At 70.9% G+C, this 16,967-nt stretch carries 18 protein-coding genes; 9 read left to right on the top strand and 9 right to left on the bottom strand.

Going from position 1 to position 16,967, the window contains the following annotated elements:
• Positions 1-13: 13 nt before the first annotated feature.
• The 6 genes from AC3YNX_RS02570 (at position 14) to pstB (ending at position 5,897) form a co-directional block, all read left to right on the top strand.
• A complete protein-coding gene (locus AC3YNX_RS02570; protein ID WP_489994505.1) occupies positions 14-847 on the top strand; it encodes a winged helix family transcriptional regulator in 834 nt (277 codons plus the stop codon).
• The gene (gene mshD / locus AC3YNX_RS02565; protein WP_489994504.1) at positions 844-1,764 is read left to right on the top strand and encodes a mycothiol synthase; all 921 of its coding nucleotides are present in this window, start codon (positions 844-846) and stop codon (positions 1,762-1,764) included. The genes AC3YNX_RS02570 and mshD overlap by 4 nt, the downstream gene beginning before the upstream one ends.
• 233 nt (positions 1,765-1,997) lie before the next feature.
• A complete protein-coding gene (gene pstS, locus AC3YNX_RS02560; protein WP_127784175.1) occupies positions 1,998-3,131 on the top strand; it encodes a phosphate ABC transporter substrate-binding protein PstS in 1,134 nt (377 codons plus the stop codon).
• 107 nt (positions 3,132-3,238) lie between these two features.
• Positions 3,239-4,204 (top strand): phosphate ABC transporter permease subunit PstC, encoded by a 966-nt coding sequence (pstC, locus tag AC3YNX_RS02555; protein WP_127784174.1) that lies wholly within the window; start codon positions 3,239-3,241, stop codon positions 4,202-4,204.
• A complete protein-coding gene (gene pstA / locus AC3YNX_RS02550; RefSeq protein ID WP_127784173.1) occupies positions 4,201-5,103 on the top strand; it encodes a phosphate ABC transporter permease PstA in 903 nt (300 codons plus the stop codon). Before pstC ends, pstA begins: the two co-directional genes overlap by 4 nt.
• Before the next feature lie 17 nt (positions 5,104-5,120).
• A complete protein-coding gene (gene pstB / locus AC3YNX_RS02545; protein ID WP_127784172.1) occupies positions 5,121-5,897 on the top strand; it encodes a phosphate ABC transporter ATP-binding protein PstB in 777 nt (258 codons plus the stop codon).
• 54 nt (positions 5,898-5,951) lie between these two features.
• Here the strand turns inward: pstB and AC3YNX_RS02540 are convergent, their stop codons facing one another.
• The 4 genes from AC3YNX_RS02540 to dusB form a co-directional block, all read right to left on the bottom strand.
• Positions 5,952-6,290 (bottom strand): YnfA family protein, encoded by a 339-nt coding sequence (locus tag AC3YNX_RS02540; RefSeq protein ID WP_489994503.1) that lies wholly within the window; start codon positions 6,288-6,290, stop codon positions 5,952-5,954.
• Between the two features lie 116 nt (positions 6,291-6,406).
• Positions 6,407-7,081, bottom strand: a complete 675-nt coding sequence (gene phoU / locus AC3YNX_RS02535) for a phosphate signaling complex protein PhoU (RefSeq protein WP_127784171.1) — start codon at positions 7,079-7,081, stop codon at positions 6,407-6,409.
• Positions 7,082-7,167: 86 nt separating this feature from the next.
• On the bottom strand, positions 7,168-8,874 hold the full coding sequence (locus AC3YNX_RS02530) for an LCP family protein (protein ID WP_127784170.1): 1,707 nt from the start codon (positions 8,872-8,874) through the stop codon (positions 7,168-7,170).
• A gap of 198 nt (positions 8,875-9,072) precedes the next feature.
• Positions 9,073-10,209 (bottom strand): tRNA dihydrouridine synthase DusB, encoded by a 1,137-nt coding sequence (gene dusB / locus AC3YNX_RS02525; RefSeq protein ID WP_206518278.1) that lies wholly within the window; start codon positions 10,207-10,209, stop codon positions 9,073-9,075.
• Positions 10,210-10,374: 165 nt separating this feature from the next.
• Here dusB and AC3YNX_RS02520 point away from each other — a divergent pair, with 165 nt between their 5' ends.
• Positions 10,375-10,926, top strand: a complete 552-nt coding sequence (locus AC3YNX_RS02520) for a hypothetical protein (RefSeq protein ID WP_127784169.1) — start codon at positions 10,375-10,377, stop codon at positions 10,924-10,926.
• A 33-nt stretch (positions 10,927-10,959) separates the two neighbouring features.
• Here AC3YNX_RS02520 and AC3YNX_RS02515 read toward each other — a convergent pair whose 3' ends face one another.
• Together AC3YNX_RS02515 and AC3YNX_RS02510 are read right to left on the bottom strand one after the other, a co-directional pair.
• Positions 10,960-11,385: an SRPBCC family protein gene (locus AC3YNX_RS02515; protein ID WP_489982018.1), complete on the bottom strand. Its 426-nt coding sequence runs from the start codon at positions 11,383-11,385 to the stop codon at positions 10,960-10,962.
• Positions 11,386-11,454: 69 nt separating this feature from the next.
• Complete coding sequence (locus AC3YNX_RS02510) at positions 11,455-12,378, bottom strand: acyl-ACP desaturase (protein ID WP_489982017.1); 924 nt, start codon at positions 12,376-12,378, stop codon at positions 11,455-11,457.
• Positions 12,379-12,506: 128 nt separating this feature from the next.
• Here AC3YNX_RS02510 and AC3YNX_RS02505 point away from each other — a divergent pair, with 128 nt between their 5' ends.
• A complete protein-coding gene (locus tag AC3YNX_RS02505; RefSeq protein ID WP_489994502.1) occupies positions 12,507-12,911 on the top strand; it encodes a DUF8819 family protein in 405 nt (134 codons plus the stop codon).
• On the opposite strand, the gene AC3YNX_RS02500 is transcribed toward AC3YNX_RS02505, so the two are convergent.
• Complete coding sequence (locus AC3YNX_RS02500; RefSeq protein ID WP_489982016.1) at positions 12,908-13,645, bottom strand: acetoacetate decarboxylase family protein; 738 nt, start codon at positions 13,643-13,645, stop codon at positions 12,908-12,910. The genes AC3YNX_RS02505 and AC3YNX_RS02500 overlap by 4 nt on opposite strands.
• Positions 13,642-14,502 (bottom strand): SDR family oxidoreductase, encoded by an 861-nt coding sequence (locus AC3YNX_RS02495; protein WP_489994501.1) that lies wholly within the window; start codon positions 14,500-14,502, stop codon positions 13,642-13,644. The genes AC3YNX_RS02500 and AC3YNX_RS02495 overlap by 4 nt, the downstream gene beginning before the upstream one ends.
• An 85-nt stretch (positions 14,503-14,587) precedes the next feature.
• Between AC3YNX_RS02495 and AC3YNX_RS02490 the strand changes: the two genes are divergently transcribed.
• Positions 14,588-15,787, top strand: a complete 1,200-nt coding sequence (locus tag AC3YNX_RS02490) for a cytochrome P450 (protein ID WP_489994500.1) — start codon at positions 14,588-14,590, stop codon at positions 15,785-15,787.
• Between the two features lie 69 nt (positions 15,788-15,856).
• On the opposite strand, the gene yut is transcribed toward AC3YNX_RS02490, so the two are convergent.
• Entirely contained in the window at positions 15,857-16,921 is a 1,065-nt protein-coding gene (gene yut, locus AC3YNX_RS02485; protein ID WP_489994499.1) for an urea transporter, read from the bottom strand.
• Positions 16,922-16,967 lie beyond the last annotated feature (46 nt).

Below are 16,967 nucleotides of genomic sequence, written 5' to 3'. Positions count from 1 at the left end.
AGGTGGGAGGCGCATGGACCTGTTGCTGCTCACCGCTGATCCTGACCCGGACACGGTCCTGCCGGCGTTGACGCTGCTGGCGCACTCGGTGCGGGCCGTGGCACCGGACCTGCCGGCCCTGCTGGAGGCCGGCGCCTGTGACGTTGCGCTCATCGATGCGCGCACCGATCTGGCCGGCGCCCGCGGGCTGTGCCGGCTGCTGGTCGGCGGGGCCGCGATCAACGTGCCCGTGGTGGCGGTGCTGACCGAGGGCGGCCTGGTCGCGGTGAACCCCGAGTGGGGCATCGACGACGTGCTGCTGCCCGGCACCGGCCCGGCCGAGATCGACGCCCGGCTGCGCCTGGTGCTGGGACGCCACCAGAGCACCCACGCCCCGGTGTCCTCCACCAAGGTCACCCTGGGCGAGCTGGTCATCGACGAGGAGACCTACAGCGCCCGGCTGCGCGGCAAGCCGCTGGACCTCACCTACAAGGAGTTCGAGCTCCTCAAGTACCTCGCTCAGCACGCCGGCCGGGTGTTCACCCGTGCCCAGCTGCTGCACGAGGTGTGGGGCTACGACTTCTTCGGCGGCACCCGCACCGTCGACGTGCACGTGCGTCGCCTCCGGGCCAAGCTCGGCGCCGACCAGGAGGCGCTGATCGGCACGGTGCGCAACGTCGGCTACAAGGCCGTGCGCCCCAGTGCCCGGGGCGCGGTGGCCGCCGAGCCCGACACCACCGAGCCCGGCAGCACCGAGGACGCGACGGCCGAGGCCGCCGCCGCCCACAACGCCGGTGCGTCCGCACCGGGGGACTCCGGGCCTGGCGCGGCCGTGGACCCGGAACGGATGAGCGGAGCCCGGGCGTGAGCAGCCCCGGCCCGGCCGCGGCCACGCTGCAGGTCTGCGACACCCTCGACGACGCCCAGCGACACGCGGTGGGTGAGCTGCTGCAGGCAGCCCACCAGGCTGACGGCGTCGCCGCCGTCTCCGAGCAGGTGGTGCTGGCCGTGGCCGCGGACAGCTCCGGGCCGCACCTGCTGGCCACCCGCGGCGGGGAGCTGGCCGGCTACGCCCACCTCAGCGCCGCCTCCGCCGAGGAGGCCAACCCCATGGCCGAGCTGGCCGTGCACCCGCGGCACCGCCGCCGCGGCGTGGGCACCGTGCTGGCACGGGACCTGCTCGACCGGGCCGGGGAGTCGCTGCGGGTGTGGGCGCACGGCAACCTCCCCGCCGCCCGGGCGCTGGCCCGTCGGCTGCAGCTGACCAGCCGCCGCGAGCTGTGGCAGATGCGGGTGGACCTCGCCGGCGCGGAGCTGCCCGCCGTCCGGCTGCCGGAGGGGGTGCGGCTGCGCACCTACGTGCCCGAGCGCGACGACGCGGAGGTGCTGCGGGTGAACAACGCGGCGTTCTCCTGGCACCCCGAGCAGGGGGGCTGGGGCCCGGCCGACCTGGCTGCGCGCCGGGCTGAGCCGTGGTTCGACCCGAACGGCTTCTTCCTGGCGGTGGACTCCGACGACCGGGTGCTGGGGTTCCACTGGACCAAGGTGCACCCCGCCGAGGGTGACGAGCCGGCGCTGGGTGAGGTCTACGTGGTGGGCGTGGACCCGGCCGCGCAGGGCGGTGGGCTGGGCCGGTCACTGACCATCGCCGGCCTGGAGCACCTGCGCTCGCGCGGGCTGAGCACGGTGCTGCTGTACGTGGAGGCGGACAACGCCGCCGCGGTGCACACCTACACCAAGCTCGGGTTCAGCCAGTTCCACGTCGACGTGGCGTACGGGCGCTAACCACCGCTCTGCTGTGGGTGTGCTCACCCGCAGCGGCCGCGGCGCAGGCTGTTCACCTTGCGTTCACCCGCACAGGGGCAGGTAGTCACTCACGGTGTCTACGTTCTCCTCAGACGGCACACAGTCGTCCGGTGGACACGGGGCCGTGGTCGTGGCCCGTTCCTCCCCATGACCTGAGGTGGGCAGCGCCCCGCAGCGAGCGGTGCGCACCCCGAGATCTCTGGAGGAGCTAGGTGAAGCTCAATCGACGTGCGGCCCGATCCAGCGTTGCGATCGGGTTCGTCGCCGCCGGTGCCGTGCTGCTGTCGGCCTGCGGGACCGACGACAACACGAGCTCGAGCAGTGCAGCAGGCTCCGCCTCCACCGACACGGTGCAGTGCGGCGGGACGGCCACCCTCAAGGCCAGCGGCTCCACCGCGCAGGCCAACGCCATGAAGCGATTCATCACCGCCTACCAGGACGCGTGCAGCGGCAAGTCGCTGGACTACAACGGCAACGGCTCCGGCGCCGGCATCACCGAGTTCCTCGGCAAGCAGACCGACTTCGCCGGCTCCGACTCGCCGCTGAGCGAGTCCAAGGGCGAGGTCGCCAAGGCCGCAGAGCGCTGCGGCGGAGCTGAGGCGTGGAACCTGCCGGTCGTCTTCGGCCCCATCGCACTGAGCTACAACCTCAGCGGGGTGGCCAACGTGGCGCTCGACGGTCCCACCGTGGCCAAGATGTTCAACGGCGCCATCACCACCTGGAACGACCCCGCCATCGCCGCGCTGAACCCGGGCGTCTCCCTGCCGAGCACCAAGGTCACGGTGATCTTCCGCAACGACGAGTCGGGCACCACGGACAACTTCCAGATGTACCTGGAGAAGGCCTCCGACGGGGCGTGGACCCAGGGCGTGGGCAAGGCGTTCAAGGGCGGCGTCGGTGAGGGGGCCAAGGGCAACGACGGAACCGCAGCCGCGGTGAAGTCCACCCCGGGCGCCATCACCTACAACGAGTGGGCCTTCGCCAAGGCGCAGAACCTGCAGACCGCGGCGGTGCAGACCTCCGCCGGCGGCGGGGCGGTGCAGATCAGCACCGAGTCGGTGGGCAAGACCATCGCCGGTGCCACGGTGAAGGGCCAGGGCAACAACCTGGTGCTGGACACCTCCAGCTTCTACAAGCCCACCCAGCAGGGCGCCTACCCGATCGTGCTCGCCACGTACGAGATCGTCTGCTCGAAGTACCCGGACGCGCAGACCGGTGAAGCGGTGCGCGCGTTCCTGCAGACGGCGATCACCACGGGGCAGCGGGGCCTGGAGAACAACGGCTACATCCCGGTGCCTGACTCCTTCAAGAACAAGCTCAGCACCGCCGTCGACGCGATCGCCTGATCGAGAGAAGCAGTGACGGACTGATGACAGTGCGACCGAACGTCGTGCAGGGATCCGGCCGGGCACCCGAGGGGTCCGGCCGGACTGCGGCAGGCAAGATGGGCGGCATGCCCGACCCAGGACAGACCGACCGGGCGAAGCCGAGATCCACCGGACGGCGCGGCGACGTCGTGTTCCGGAACCTGACCACCGCGTCGGGTGTCTCGATCATCGTCGCCATCGCCCTCATCGCGATCTTCCTGCTGCTGCAGGCCGTGCCCTCGCTGCTCGCCGACCACGCGAACTTCCTCACCTCCGACGAGTTCGCCGTCGGCAACACCAACGACATGCGCTTCGGCATCCGGAGCCTGTTCATCGTCACGGTGCTCAGCTCCTTGTTCGCGCTGGTCATCGCCGTGCCCATCGCCATCGGCATCGCGCTGTTCGTCACTCAGTACGCCGACCGGCGAGTGGCCAAGCTGTTCAGCTCGTTGATCGACCTGCTGGCCGCGGTGCCCTCGATCATCTTCGGCCTGTGGGGAATCCTGGTGCTGGCGCCCAAGATCACCCCGTTCGCGGAGTGGCTCAACCGCAACCTCGGCTGGTTCCCGCTGTTCGCCACCGGCAACGTGTCGGTCTCCGGCGGCGGCACCATCTTCACCGCCGGGATCGTGCTGGCGGTGATGATCCTGCCGATCATCACCTCCGTGACCCGTGAGGTGTTCCGGCAGACCCCCAAGGCGCACATCGAGGCCGCCCAGGCCCTCGGGGCCACCAAGTGGGAGGTCATCAGGATGACCGTGCTGCCCTTCGGGCGCAGCGGCACCATCGCGGCCTCCATGCTGGGTCTGGGTCGTGCGCTCGGGGAGACCGTGGCCGTGCTCATCATCCTGCGCTCCTCCAGCACCGGCGCCACGTTGTCGCTCTTCGACGGCGGCTTCACCTTCGCCTCCAAGATCGCCTCGGCGGCCTCGGAGTTCAGCCAACCGCTGTCCACCGGCGCCTACATCGCCGCCGGCTTCGTGCTGTTCGTGCTCACGTTCGTGGTCAATGCAGCGGCCCGGGCCATCGCGGGCGGGAAGGTGAACGGATGAGCTCGGTACTGGAGAAGCCGCTCGTCGGCCCCACCTTCACCACCGTCAGCGGCGGCCGCAAGGCCAAGAACCTGCTGGCCACCGTGCTGGTGTCGGCGGCGTTCGTGGTCGCGATGATCCCGCTGGTGTGGGTGATCTACACGGTCGTGCGGCGCGGCATCGACGCCGTGACCGCCGCGGACTGGTGGTCGCACTCCCAGCGAGGCATCCTGCCGGAGGACTTCGGCGGCGGGGTGTACCACGCGCTCTACGGCACCATCGTGCAGTCGCTGATCGCCTCGGTGGTGGCGGTGCCGCTGGGGATCCTGGTGGCCATCTACCTGGTGGAGTACGGCCGGGGCCGGCTGGCCAAGGCCACCACCTTCATGGTGGACGTGCTGTCCGGCATCCCGTCCATCGTGGCCGCGCTGTTCGTGTTCAGCGTGTGGATCACCACGCTGGGCTTCGAGCAGAGCGCCTTCGCGGTGTCGCTGGCGCTGATGCTGCTGATGCTGCCGGTGGTGATCCGCTCGGCCGAGGAGATGCTGCGCCTGGTGCCCGACGACCTGCGGGAGGCGTCCTACGCCCTCGGGGTGTCGCGGTCCACCACCATCCTCAAGGTGGTGCTGCCCTGCGCCATCTCCGGGATCATCAGCGGCATCCTGCTGGCGGTGGCCCGCGTGGCCGGGGAGACCGCGCCGGTGCTGGTGCTGGTCGGCTACACCACCTCGATCAACACCGACGTGTTCCACAACAACATGGCCTCGCTGCCGCTGGTCATCTACAACGAGCTCACCAACCCCACGGTGGCTGGGCAGCAGCGGGTGTGGGGCGCCGCCCTCACCCTCATCCTGCTCATCGCCGTCCTCAACGTGCTGGCTGCCTTCGTCGCCCGCGTGTTCGCCCCCAAGACCAAGTGAAGCGGTAGGAGCCCTCCATGGCCAAGCGCCTCGACCTCAAGGACCTGAACATCTACTACGGCAAGTTCCACGCCGTCAGCTCGGTGAACCTGTCCGTCCCCCCGCGCAGCGTCACCGCCTTCATCGGGCCGTCCGGCTGCGGCAAGTCCACCGTGCTGCGCACCCTCAACCGGATGCACGAGGTGATCCCCGGAGCCCGCGTGGACGGCGGGGTGCTCCTCGACGGCGAGGACATCTACGCCAGCACGGTGGACCCGGTGGCCGTGCGCCGCACCATCGGCATGGTGTTCCAGCGGCCCAACCCGTTCCCCACCATGAACATCCGGGACAACGTGGTGGCTGGGCTCAAGCTGCAGGGGATGAAGGGCAAGAAGGCCCTGGAGGAGGTGGCGGAGAAGAGCCTGCGCGCGGCCAACCTGTGGAACGAGGTCAAGGACCGCCTGGACAAGCCCGGTGGTGGGCTCTCCGGTGGCCAGCAGCAGCGGCTGTGCATCGCCCGGGCCATCGCCGTGCAGCCGGACGTGCTGCTGATGGACGAGCCGTGCTCGGCGCTGGACCCGATCTCCACGCTGGCGATCGAGGACCTGATCACCGAGCTCAAGCAGGAGTTCACCATCGTCATCGTCACCCACAACATGCAGCAGGCGGCCCGGGTGAGCGACCAGACCGCGTTCTTCAACCTGGCCGGCGTGGGCCAGCCGGGCCAGCTGATCGAGGTGGGCGACACCGAGGTGATCTTCTCCAACCCGGTGGAGAAGGCCACGGAGGACTACATCTCCGGCCGCTTCGGCTAGACCCACCTGCGGCGGCGACGCTGCGGGCGGTGTGGCGGTGCCCCACCAGCTGGGTCAGGCGCCGCGTGGGGCGTACATGATGACCGCGACCCCGACCAGGCAGAGCAGGGCGCCGGCGAGGTCGTAGCGGTCCGGGCGGAAGCCGTCCATCACCATGCCCCAGACCAGCGATCCAGCGACGAACACCCCTCCGTAGGCGGCGAGGATGCGGCCGAAGCTCGCGTCAGGCTGCAGCGTGGCGACGAAGCCGTAGAGACCCAGGGCGATGACTCCGGCGCCGACCCAGATCCAGCCGCGGTGCTCCCGGATGCCCTGCCAGACCAGCCACGCGCCGCCGATCTCGGCGAGTGCGGCGAGGACGAAGAGGGCCAGGGATCGGACGACGTCAGTCACGCCAGGCAACGATGCCAGACGCCGGCCCCGGCGGTAGCCGGCTGGCTCCCGCGAACGACGGCGGCCCCCACCCGATCGGGTAGGGGCCGCCGTCGTTCGCGTCGGTGGGGGAGCTGCTACTCCGAGACCTTGATGTCCGGGGTGGCGGGCTCCGGGTGCTTGCCGGTGACCAGGAAGATGACCTGGCGCGCGACCTCGACCGCGTGGTCGGCAAAGCGCTCGTAGAAGCGGCCCAGCAGGGTGACGTCCACCGCGGCGGCCACGCCGTGCGGCCACGCGTCGTCCATGATCACGCTGAACAGGTGCTTGTGCAGGTCGTCCATCGCGTCGTCCTCGTCCTCGAGGAGTGCGGCGCGGTCGGGGTCGCGGGTGAGCAGCACCTCCCGGGCGGAGGCGGCCAGGGAGACCGCCACGTGCCCCATCTCGGTGAAGTAGCCACGCACCTCGTCCGGCAGGACCCGCTTGGGGTGGCGGCGGCGGGCGATCTTGGCGACGTGCAGCGCCAGCTCCCCCATCCGGTCGATGTCGGCGACGATGTGGATGGCCGCGACGACCGTGCGCAGGTCGCCGGCAACCGGCGCCTGCAGCGCGAGCAGGGCGAAGGCCTTCTCCTCGCAGGCCAGGGCCAGCTCGTCGATGTGGTCGTCGTCGCTGATCACCTGCTCGGCGAGCGGGAGGTCGGCCTCGAGCAGGGCCTGGGTGGCTCGTTGCATGGCCAGCTCGGCCAGGCCGCACATGGCGGCGAGCTCTCCGGCGAGGTCACTGAGCTGTTCTGTGTAGGCGACGCGCATGCATGCAGAGTACGTGCTCAGCAGGACAATTCCGGGCAGCCGACGTGAACGGTCGGTGAACGGTCGAGGGACGGTGGGCTGCGCGCTCAGGTGCAGCTGACGTCGCCGGCGTTGACCACCGCGAGATCGCTGGGCAGTGGCTTGGTGCCGACGCCTTCCGGACCGCTGGGTGGCACCACGGAGCCGTCAAAGCTGTTGCCCAGCACCACGTCTACCGTGGCGCCCAGGCCGGCGACCAGCTGCAGCTGGGACCCGGGGATGGACGTGGCCAGCTGCTCGGCCGCCGCGGCCTGCTCGGCGGAGTAGCGGATGACTGTGCTGGCCCGCACCCCCTCGGCGCTGTCGATCCGGGCCACGGTGTAGCCCAGGTCGGTGAGCTGCCTGCCGGTGCTGGTGGCCAGCCCGGCGGTGTTGGTGGCGTTGCGCAGGGTGAGCTGGGCGCTGCCGCCGGGCTTGGGCACCTCGGGCGGGGTGGTGGGCGCAGGCGTGGTGGGGGCGCCCTGCTCGCCCGGCAGCGGGGTGCCGTTGATGACGGCACGGAAGATGCTGGTGATCTCCGGCAGGTTGGGGACCTCGTTGCCGTAGCGGGTGCCGTTGGTGGGCACGGTGAGGAAGGTGACCCGCCCGGCGGACAGGCCCTGCAGCGACTGCCCGAGGGTGAGCAGGGAGTCCGAGTTCATGTTCTCGCCGAAGGTGGCGGCGGTGAACCCGTTGATGAAGCCGTTGAGCTTGCGCAGGTCCAGCAGCACGTCGGTGGACATGGACTTGCGCAGCAGCGAGGACAGGAACCGCTGCTGACGGGTGATGCGCCCGTAGTCGCCGTTGGTCTCGGAGTCGACCTTGCGGGCCCGCACGTAGTTCAGGGCCGTGGTGCCGTCGATGGTGCTGGTGCCGGCGGTGGGCAGGATCGTGCCCAGCTCGCCGTCCACCAGTGGGCGGGTGGCGCACACCTCCACGCCACCGATCTGGTCGACCAGGGCGGAGAAGCCGGAGAAGTCGATGCCCACGAAGTGGTTGATCTTGAGGCCGGAGATCTGCTGGATCACCTGGACCAGGCACTTGGGTCCGCCGGTGGCGTAGGCGGAGTTGAGCTTGGCGCGCTTCTCCGGCTCGGCCACCGTGCTGGTGTAGGAGGCGCTGGGGTTGTCCCACTCCGCGCACGCCGGGCGGTCGATCTCCAGGTCGCGGGGGAAGGACACCACCACGACGCGGCCGCGGTCGGCAGGCACGTGGGCCAGCATCACGGTGTCGGAGCGGGCGCCCTCGGCCTGCGCCGTGGTGCCGGCGCCGATCTCGCCGTTGGTGCCGGCGCGGGAGTCCGAGCCCACCAGCAGGTAGTTCTCGTCGCCGCGCTGACCGTCGGCGTCCTGCACCGAGGCTGAGCCCTCGTCGAGGGCCTCGACGTTGCGCACCTTGGAGTCGAGGTACTGCGTGGCTGACCACATGGCGCCGGTGACGACGAAGACTGCCACGGCGACCAGGGCGGCGAGCGTGCGGCGCAGCAGTGCCGTGCGGTGGCGGCGCTGCCCGCGCTTGACCTCCAGGCGGGTGGGTCGACGCGGCTCGATCTCCACCGGGGCCACCGTCCGGCCGCGCGCACCAGGCAGGGCCACCGGGCGGGCCACCGCGAGGCCGGCTGCGCGGGGGGTGTCCGCCGCGCTCTCGGCGGGGGTGCGCCGGCGCCGTGGCGGGGTGGGGCTCACCGCCCAGGGGCGCTCCCACGGCGCTGGGTGGTCACGGCGACCGGGGGACGGTGCCGCGCCAGGCGCACCCGCGCGTTCGTCGTCGCTCAACCGGTCTCTCCTCGTCCCGACGCACCGCTGTCCGCCTCGCACGCGCGAGGTGCCTTGGCTGTGCTGCGGCACCGATCAGGTGCGCCGGCTCATGGTACGGACCTGGTGGTGGTGTGCTAACGCGAGGTTCCACTGGCTGACCAGCGGTGTCTCCGAACGAGCGCCGCTGGTGAGAGGGCGCTCGGCGCGGCCCGGGGCTCAGCCGCCGGAGCTGTCGATCTCCGCGCCCACCGGGACGGTGCTGTCCTCGGGGTCGTCCAACCACCCCTCGGGCAGCGCCACCTTGCCCGGCGAGCCCTGCCGGCCCCGCGGTCCCTCGGCGTCGGCGGGGTAGGGCACGTCGGCGTCGAGCTGGTCCAGCAGCCGGTCGAGCTCGTTCAGGTGTGAGACCAGCGCCAGCTTCTGGCGCAGCTCGGAGCCCACCGGGAAGCCACGCAGGTACCAGGACACGTGCTTGCGCAGGTCGCGCAGGCCCCGGTCGTCGCCGTGGTGGGCGGCCAGCAGCTCGGCGTGGCGGCGCAGCACGACCGCCACCTCGCCCAGGGTCGGAGGAGTGGGGACCGGCGACCCGGTGAGGGCGGCGGAGAGCTCGGCGAACAACCACGGTCGGCCCAGGCACCCCCGGCCCACGACGACGCCGTCGCAGCCGGTCCGGTCCATCATGGACACGGCGTCCTCGGCGCTGAAGATGTCGCCGTTGCCCAGCACGGGGACGTCGGTGACGTGCTCCTTGAGTCGCGCGATCTCGTCCCAGCGGGCGGTGCCGGAGTAGCGCTGGGCCGCGGTGCGGGCGTGCAGGGCCACCGCGACCGCGCCCTCGGCCGCGGCGATGCGACCGGCGTCGAGGTGGGTGTGGTGCTCCTCGTCGATGCCGATGCGGAACTTCACGGTGACCGGGACGCCCGCCGGCTCAGCGGCCCGCACGGCCGCGCCCACGATCGCCGCGAACAGCCGGCGCTTGTAGGGCAGCGCCGACCCGCCACCCTTGCGGGTCACCTTGGGCACGGGGCAGCCGAAGTTCAGGTCGATGTGGTCGGCGAGGTCCTCCTCGACGATCATCCGCACCGCGTCCGCCGTGGTGGCCGGATCGACGGTGTAGAGCTGCAGCGACCGCGGCTGCTCGCTGGGCGCGAACGTGGTCATGTGCAGCGTGTCCGGGTGGCGCTCCACCAGCGCACGGGCGGTGACCATCTCGCACACGTAGAGCCCGGCCGCAGGACGACCGCTGTAGAGCTCCTCCTGCTCGCGGCACAGCGTGCGGAACGCGACGTTGGTGACACCGGCCATGGGCGCCAGCACCACCGGGCTGCGCAGCGCCAGCGGGCCGATGCGCAGGGCCGTCGGAGCGGCGTCGAGGGTGGAGGTCACCGCTACATTGTGCCGTGTCGGCCGTGGGCCCCCCAGCGGGGCGCGACCAGGGACGCACCGACCAGCGCTGTTGCCGGCGGAGGGTGTCAAAACTGCTGCCAAATCCTGCTGTGCGCGTGCGATAGTGCGTAGATGAGCGACCTGAAGCAGGGTGCCGGTGGGCGCCGCCTCAGCCGGCCCGAGCGCCGCGCCGCCAGGAAGGCGGCCCGGGAGCGCCACCGAGCCGACGTCCGCTACCGGGCGGCGCACCGTCGCGACCCGCTGCCCCACGGGGTGCGGATGGTGTACCTCGAGCACCGGGCGGCCGCGCTGTGGGTGCGGGCGCCCGGCCAGGCGGCCCTGCGCACCGAGCGCGACGGCCCCTGGCAGGAGCTGAAGATCCGCAGCGTCCGCCGCTGCCTGCGGCCCTGGCTGGTGCGGATCACGCTGGCCGACGGCACCCGGTTGACGCTGCGGCCGATCGTGCCCGGCCACGCCGGGCTGGCGGACTGCGGTCATGACCAGGGCGGGCCGGAGGGGTCCACGCCGGACGACGTCGGCGGCGGGGACGACCCGTTGACGCTGCTGCTGCTGGTGCTGATGTGGCTGTTCATGCTGGTGCTGCTGCCCTGGTCGGGCTGGAACAACGCTCGGCGGTGCGTCCACGCACACCGCCTCGTTCGGGCGCTCGCGCGGCGGCCCTGAGCGAGAGGCGGCTGTTCGAGAGGCGCGACCTGGTCAGCGGTTGCAGCGGCGGGCCAGCACGCGGGCCAGCGTGCCGATGGCCAGCTTGAGCACCACCTGGGCGCCAGGAAAGGCCGGCTGGAAGTCGATGGTCCAGGTGAAGCGGGTTCCGCTGCCGGCCGGCTCCAGGACGATCTCGCCGGTGTAGCTCTTGGCCGGCACCCCGGACAGGGCCTCGTAGGCCAGCAGCTTGCCCGGCTCGAAGGCGGTGATGCGCTCCCGGATGGGCGGGCCGGCCAGGGTGATCCGACGGATCGCCCCCACGCCGTTGCGGTGACCGGTGCCCTCCTGCTCCAGCGCCACCTTGGGCAGCGGCAGACGCTGCGGAGTCCAGCCGGCCATGCCCTCGTGGTCGGAGACCTCACCCCAGACGTGCTCGGGGGACGCGGACACGGTGTGGGTGAAGGAGTACCGGCTCATGGCTGCATCCAACCAGAGCGGCCCGGTTCCGTTGTGCTGGAACCGGGCCGGGCTGAGGAAGCAGGGGTGTCAGGCGCGGGCGGCCTGGCGGGCCAGCGCCCGGTCGCGGGACTCTTCGAAGCGGGTGGCTGCGGCGTCGAGGGCCTTGAGCGCAGCCGCGAGCTCGTCCCGGGCCTGCTCGCCCTCGGCGGTGAGGCCCCCGCGCTCGAAGACCTGCCACTTGCGCAGCACCGGCATGATCACGTCGTCGTGGTGCTGCCGGAGGTCGTAGATGCCGGCCTTGGCGATGAGCACCGAGCTGCGGCGGTAGTTGGCCATGTCCGAGCCGGGCATCTGGAAGTTGATGACCTCCTCGGTGATGGCGCGCATGGTCTGGTCCGGCGCGCGGTCGAAGGCGGCGTCGACGAGGTTGCGGTAGAAGATCATGTGCAGGTTCTCGTCCGCGGCGATGCGCGCGAGCATCTTGTCGGCGATCGGGTCGCCGCAGGCCTTGCCGGTGTTGCGGTGCGAGACCCGGGTGGCCAGCTCCTGGAAGCTGACGTAGGCCACGGTCTGCAGCATGGACTTGCCCGGTGCGTCGTAGCCGTTGGTCATGTGCGCCATGCGCGCGTTCTCCAGCGCCACCGGGTCCACGCCACGGGTGACCACCAGGTAGTCGCGCATGACGATGCCGTGGCGGTTCTCCTCCGCCGTCCACCGTCCGACCCAGGTGCCCCAGGCGCCGTCCTGCCCGAAGTGCTGGGCGATCACGCGGTGGTAGGAGGGCAGGTTGTCCTCGGTGAGCAGGTTGAGGACCATCGCGGCCTTGGCGGTCTCGCTCAGCGCGGACTGCTCGGGCTCCCAGTCCTGTCCGCCCATGGCGGCGAAGTTGCGGCCCTCGTCCCACGGGACGTAGTCGTGCGGGTGCCAGTCCTTGGTGATCGCGAGGTGTCGATCGAGGTTCTCGGCCACGACAGGTTCTAGCTCGTGCAGCAGCTCGAGCTCCGTCATCATTCTTGGCACTGGTCCTCCTGGGTCCCCTGGTGTGATGCGCCCACCGGTCTGGCTACGCCCTCGTAGGTTACGCCGCCGTAGGTTGCCGGGGTGCCTGCTCCTCCCGCTGGAGCAGGCACCATGGAGACATGAGTGACGAGTCCCCCAACGACAGCCAGATCGACGAGACGTCGGCGGCGCTGCTGCACGCCCGCGCGGTGGTGCTGCACGACATCGTGGCCTGCGGCGCTGACGTGCCCGGGATCGTGGACGTGCTCGACGCCGCGGTGCACGAGCGGGAGTGGTGGGTGCGCCGCTGGCCGGAGGGAATGCAGTTCCTGGCCGGCCAGGTGGCTCAGGACGTGCAGGACCGGTTGGTGGACACCGAGGGGCGGTGGCCACCGTGTCCGGTGCACCCCGACGAGGCACTGCAGCTGGAGCCGCCGCTGGGCGCCGACCCGCGCTGGGTGTGCGGACGCGGGTGCGGTGAGGTCGCCGCGCTCGGTGCGCTGTCCCCGCAGTCCGGCTCGGAGGCCCAGGGAGGCAGGAGCTAGACGGTCTCGGCTTCCTCGAAGGTCATCTGCACCGATCCGATGCTGCTGCTGAGCATCGGCCGCTTGGGCAGACCCAGCTGGCGCAGCTCGTCGGCCCACGGGTGCTCACCCAGCACCAGCTTGGCCCCGCCCGGGCGGAACCGGGTGCCGGAGGCGTCCATCAGCCAGGGCACGCGGCGCAGCACACCGTCCATGTGGGTGTAGGCGTCCAGCGAGGTGGCGACGCCGCTGCCCGGCACGGGCACCCCGCCGCCCACGGTGAGGTCGAACACCAGCTGGTCGTCCAGGCGCAGCTGGCCGCGCCGGCCCGCGGGAGTGTCGGTGAGGTCGATCTCGGACATCACCTTGGGGAAGCCCCAGATGGAGCGTCCGGCCTCCAGCGTGAAGCCCTGGTCGACCGGGAGGCGGTGGATGAACACCCCGGCCTTGCCGGTCAGCAGGCTGCGCAGGTCGCCGCGCTTGGGTCCGGCTCCCTTGGGCCGCACCATGAACCCGACGCCGTACTCGTGGTACTGGCCGAGGTCGCCGTCGACGTAGTTCACGAACAGCACCGCGCAGATCGCCCGGCCCGGCCGGTGCTGGAGCAGCTCCAGGCCGGAGTAGTCGATGACCTGCTGGGCGGGCCGCACCGGGACCGAGAACATCGCCACGTGGGCGCTGGCCTCCCGGATGCGCACCGGCATGGTGACCTGCTGGCCCTGCACCAGGTGGACGCTTGGTTCACTGATCGTCATTGCACTACTCCCCGCAGGCCGTCCTTGCCGTACACGCCCTCGAGCATAGAGCTGAAATCCGGTCCGCGGCGGAGCATCTGGCCGCCGTCGACGTTGATGACCTGCCCGGTGACCCAGCTGGAGGCGGGTCCGAGCAGGAACTCCACCAGGTTGGCGACGTCAGCCACCTCGCCGACCCGGCCGAGGGGGGTGCACTCGAGGTAGTCGTCCAGGATGGGGCCACCCTCGGTGATCATGGCGACCAGCTCGGTGCGCGTGAGGCCGGGGCGCACCCCGTTGACCCGCACGCCGCTGGCGCCGAGCTCGTCGGCGGCCAGCTGCACCAGGTGGTCCACCCCGGACTTGGAGACGCCGTAGGCGCCGAACCAGCGGTGGGTGTTGCTGGAGGCGATGGAGGACACCGCGACGATGGATCCGCCGCCGCCGCGGACCAGCTCCCGGGCGGCGTGCTTGATGGTCAGCATGGTGCCCGTGACGTTGAGGTCCACCGTGCGGCGCCAGGCCTCGGTGTCGAGCTGGGTGATGGGTGCGATGGTCTCGTTGCCCCCGGCGCACGCGACCACGCCGTGCAGCCCGCCGTGCCGGGCCGTGGCGGCCGCGACCGCCGCGGCCACCGACTCCTCGTCGGTGACGTCGGTGGCCACCGCGGTGGCGGTGCCCGACGCGCCGGACTGTTCGGCGGCGGCGGCGAGCTCGGCGACGGCCTTGTCCAGCCGCTCCTGGCTCCGGCCGCAGATGGTGACCTGGGCGCCGCCGCGGACGAGCAGGTCGGCCACGCCCAGCCCGATCCCGCTGCCCCCTCCGGTGACCAGGACCGATCGTCCCGCCAGCCCGCCTGCCCCGCCGCTGTTCTGCACAAGTTCCCCTTCCGTAGTGGAACACGTTCTACCATGATGTAGGTCACACCCGGCGACGGGCAACCTCATGAACGGCGGTAGCGCGGTGGCAGCTCTCTCGGTTGACCTCCTGGACGGGCGCTTCTACTCCGGAGACCTGGGTGACCCACGTGCGGCCTACCGGTGGATGCGGGAGAACCAGCCCGTCTACCGCGACAGCAACGGGCACGCCGCGATCGCCACCCACGCAGCGCTGCTGGAGGCCGAGCGGATGCCCGAGGTGTTCTCCAACGCCGGCGGCATCCGGCCGGAGACCGGCGCGCTGCCGCAGATGATCGACATGGACGACCCCGAGCACAAGCTGCGGCGGCTGCTGGTCAGCGGTGGGTTCACCCGCAAGAAGGTGGAGGCGAAGACCGAGGAGATCCGCGAGCTCTGCGACCAGCTGATCGACGCGGTCTGCGAGCAGGGGGAGTGCGACTTCGTCCGCGACCTCGCGGCCCCGCTGCCGATGGCCGTGATCGGCGACATGCTCGGGGTGCGCCCGGAGCAGCGCGAGACCTTCCTGCGCTGGTCGGACGACCTGGTGAAGTCGCTCGGCAGCAACGCCACGCCGGAGGGCCTGCAGGCGGCGATGCAGGCGTACATGGACTTCACCGCGTTCACCATGGGCATCATCGACCAGCGTCGCAAGGAGCCCACCGACGACCTGACCAGCCTGCTCATCAACGCCGAGATCGACGGCAACCGCCTCACCGACGAGAACATCGTGGGCGAGACGCTGCTGATCCTCATCGGCGGTGACGAGACCACTCGGCACGTGCTGAGCAGCGGCATGGAGCAGCTGGTGCGCCATCCCGAGCAGCGCGACAAGCTGGTGGCTGATCCCGCGCTGATCCCGTGCGCGATCGAGGAGATGCTGCGCTGGGCCTCCCCGATCAAGAACATGTGCCGCACCATGACCCAGGACCTCGACTACCACGGCACCGAGCTGCACGCCGGGGAGAAGGTGCTGCTGCTGTTCGAGTCGGCGAACTTCGACGATGCGGTCTTCGATGGCCCGGACGTCTTCGACATCGCGCGCACCCCCAACAACCACCTGGCCTTCGGCTTCGGCGCGCACTTCTGCCTGGGCAACCAGCTCGCCCGCCTGGAGGGCCGGCTGATGTTCGAGCAGCTGATGGCCCGCCTGCCGGACATGGAGCTGGCCACCGACGAACCGCTGCCCCGCCGGCCGGCGAACTTCGTGTCGGGGCTGGAACAGATGCCGGTCCGCTTCACGCCCACGGCCCGCCGCTCCGGCTGAGTCCGGTCCGCGGGCGCACCACCGCAGGCACCGCTCGGCGCAACCGCTGAGGGCAGGGCGGGATGCTCCTCAGTGCGCCTGGGCGCCCGGCGAGCCCGACGACCCCGGGGTGTCCGGGGACAGCGCCCCGTGCACGATCGGCTTGTTGTGGGGCACCGGGGCGAACTTCTTCTGCGGCAGCAGGAACAGCCACGTGGCAAAGACGAACGGCGCGGTACCGGCCGGCAGGCCCACCGGCTGCAGGCCGGAGGTGAGCGTCCCGTGGATCACCACGGTGAACAGGATTCCGAAGATGGTGTAGGCGAAGGACTTCAGCCCCGGCCGGTAGAAGGTGCAGCCCAGGGCGATGCCGGTGAGCACGGCGCTGAAGCCGTACAGGCCCTTGGCGACGTCGGAGGTGTCCGCGCCCAGCGACAGCACCGCGATCATCGCCGTCACCGACCCGATCAGCGCGTAGCCGGCCGCCCACGCCGAGGAGCACAGCAGCCCGAGCACGAACAGCACCCCGGTGACGGTGTTGTCGATCAGGAAGATCTGGGCGATGTTGCGGAACAACGTGTCCCACAGGAACTGGAAGCTCCAGTCGATGCTCGTGTCGGCCTCGGCGACCGGGGTGGGCAGCCGGTTGGACGCCAACCCGGAGGTCTCGATGCGCAGGAAGTTGAAGGCGGCGAGCAGGAACACCCAGTTGACCAGGTTGAACGGGAAGGTCAGCGCGGACACGCCCCAGCTCTTGAACTGGGCGGAGATGGCCATGAAGACCACGGTCGAGACCGCTGATCCCACGACGAGGTACACCCACAGCAACCAGCCACCGGCCAGGAACGTGGGGAAGGCCGCACCCACCAGGATGCCGTTGTAGCCGTAGAGACCCTGGTCCATCGAGTCGTCGTCGGAGTTCAGCAGCAGCCCGGTGACGGTGGAGACCACCAGCCCGACGACCGCGCCGATCGCCACCGACACGGTGTCGGCGGCGATCGCGCCCCAGAAGATGCCGGCCAGGAAGAACAGGCCGGTGAGCGCGTTGCCCTGGAACATCACCTGCCCGGCGCCCTTGAGGTTCCAGTCGAGGAAGCCGACCGCCGGGTAGGCCTTGGACCAGCTGTTCCACGTGCTGCTCAGCATGTCGGTCATTCGCACACCTCAGGTCGGATCTGGGGGTGGGTGAGGATCAGCCTGC

This window comes from Rhodococcus sp. Z13_19A, assembly GCF_058133575.1.
This window is presented reverse-complemented; position numbering and strand designations above follow the sequence as displayed.

Bases quoted from the DNA above. Each gene is read 5' to 3' on its own strand.
- AC3YNX_RS02570 (WP_489994505.1), top strand. From the start codon at position 14: ATGGACCTGTTGCTGCTCACCGCTGATCCTGACCCGGACACGGTCCTG.
- pstC (WP_127784174.1), top strand. From the start codon at position 3,239: ATGCCCGACCCAGGACAGACCGACCGGGCGAAGCCGAGATCCACCGGA.
- pstA (WP_127784173.1), top strand. From the start codon at position 4,201: ATGAGCTCGGTACTGGAGAAGCCGCTCGTCGGCCCCACCTTCACCACC.
- pstB (WP_127784172.1), top strand. From the start codon at position 5,121: ATGGCCAAGCGCCTCGACCTCAAGGACCTGAACATCTACTACGGCAAG.
- phoU (WP_127784171.1), bottom strand. From the start codon at position 7,081: ATGCGCGTCGCCTACACAGAACAGCTCAGTGACCTCGCCGGAGAGCTC.
- AC3YNX_RS02520 (WP_127784169.1), top strand. From the start codon at position 10,375: ATGAGCGACCTGAAGCAGGGTGCCGGTGGGCGCCGCCTCAGCCGGCCC.
- AC3YNX_RS02515 (WP_489982018.1), bottom strand. From the start codon at position 11,385: ATGAGCCGGTACTCCTTCACCCACACCGTGTCCGCGTCCCCCGAGCAC.
- AC3YNX_RS02510 (WP_489982017.1), bottom strand. From the start codon at position 12,378: ATGATGACGGAGCTCGAGCTGCTGCACGAGCTAGAACCTGTCGTGGCC.
- AC3YNX_RS02505 (WP_489994502.1), top strand. From the start codon at position 12,507: ATGAGTGACGAGTCCCCCAACGACAGCCAGATCGACGAGACGTCGGCG.
- AC3YNX_RS02500 (WP_489982016.1), bottom strand. From the start codon at position 13,645: ATGACGATCAGTGAACCAAGCGTCCACCTGGTGCAGGGCCAGCAGGTC.
- yut (WP_489994499.1), bottom strand. From the start codon at position 16,921: ATGACCGACATGCTGAGCAGCACGTGGAACAGCTGGTCCAAGGCCTAC.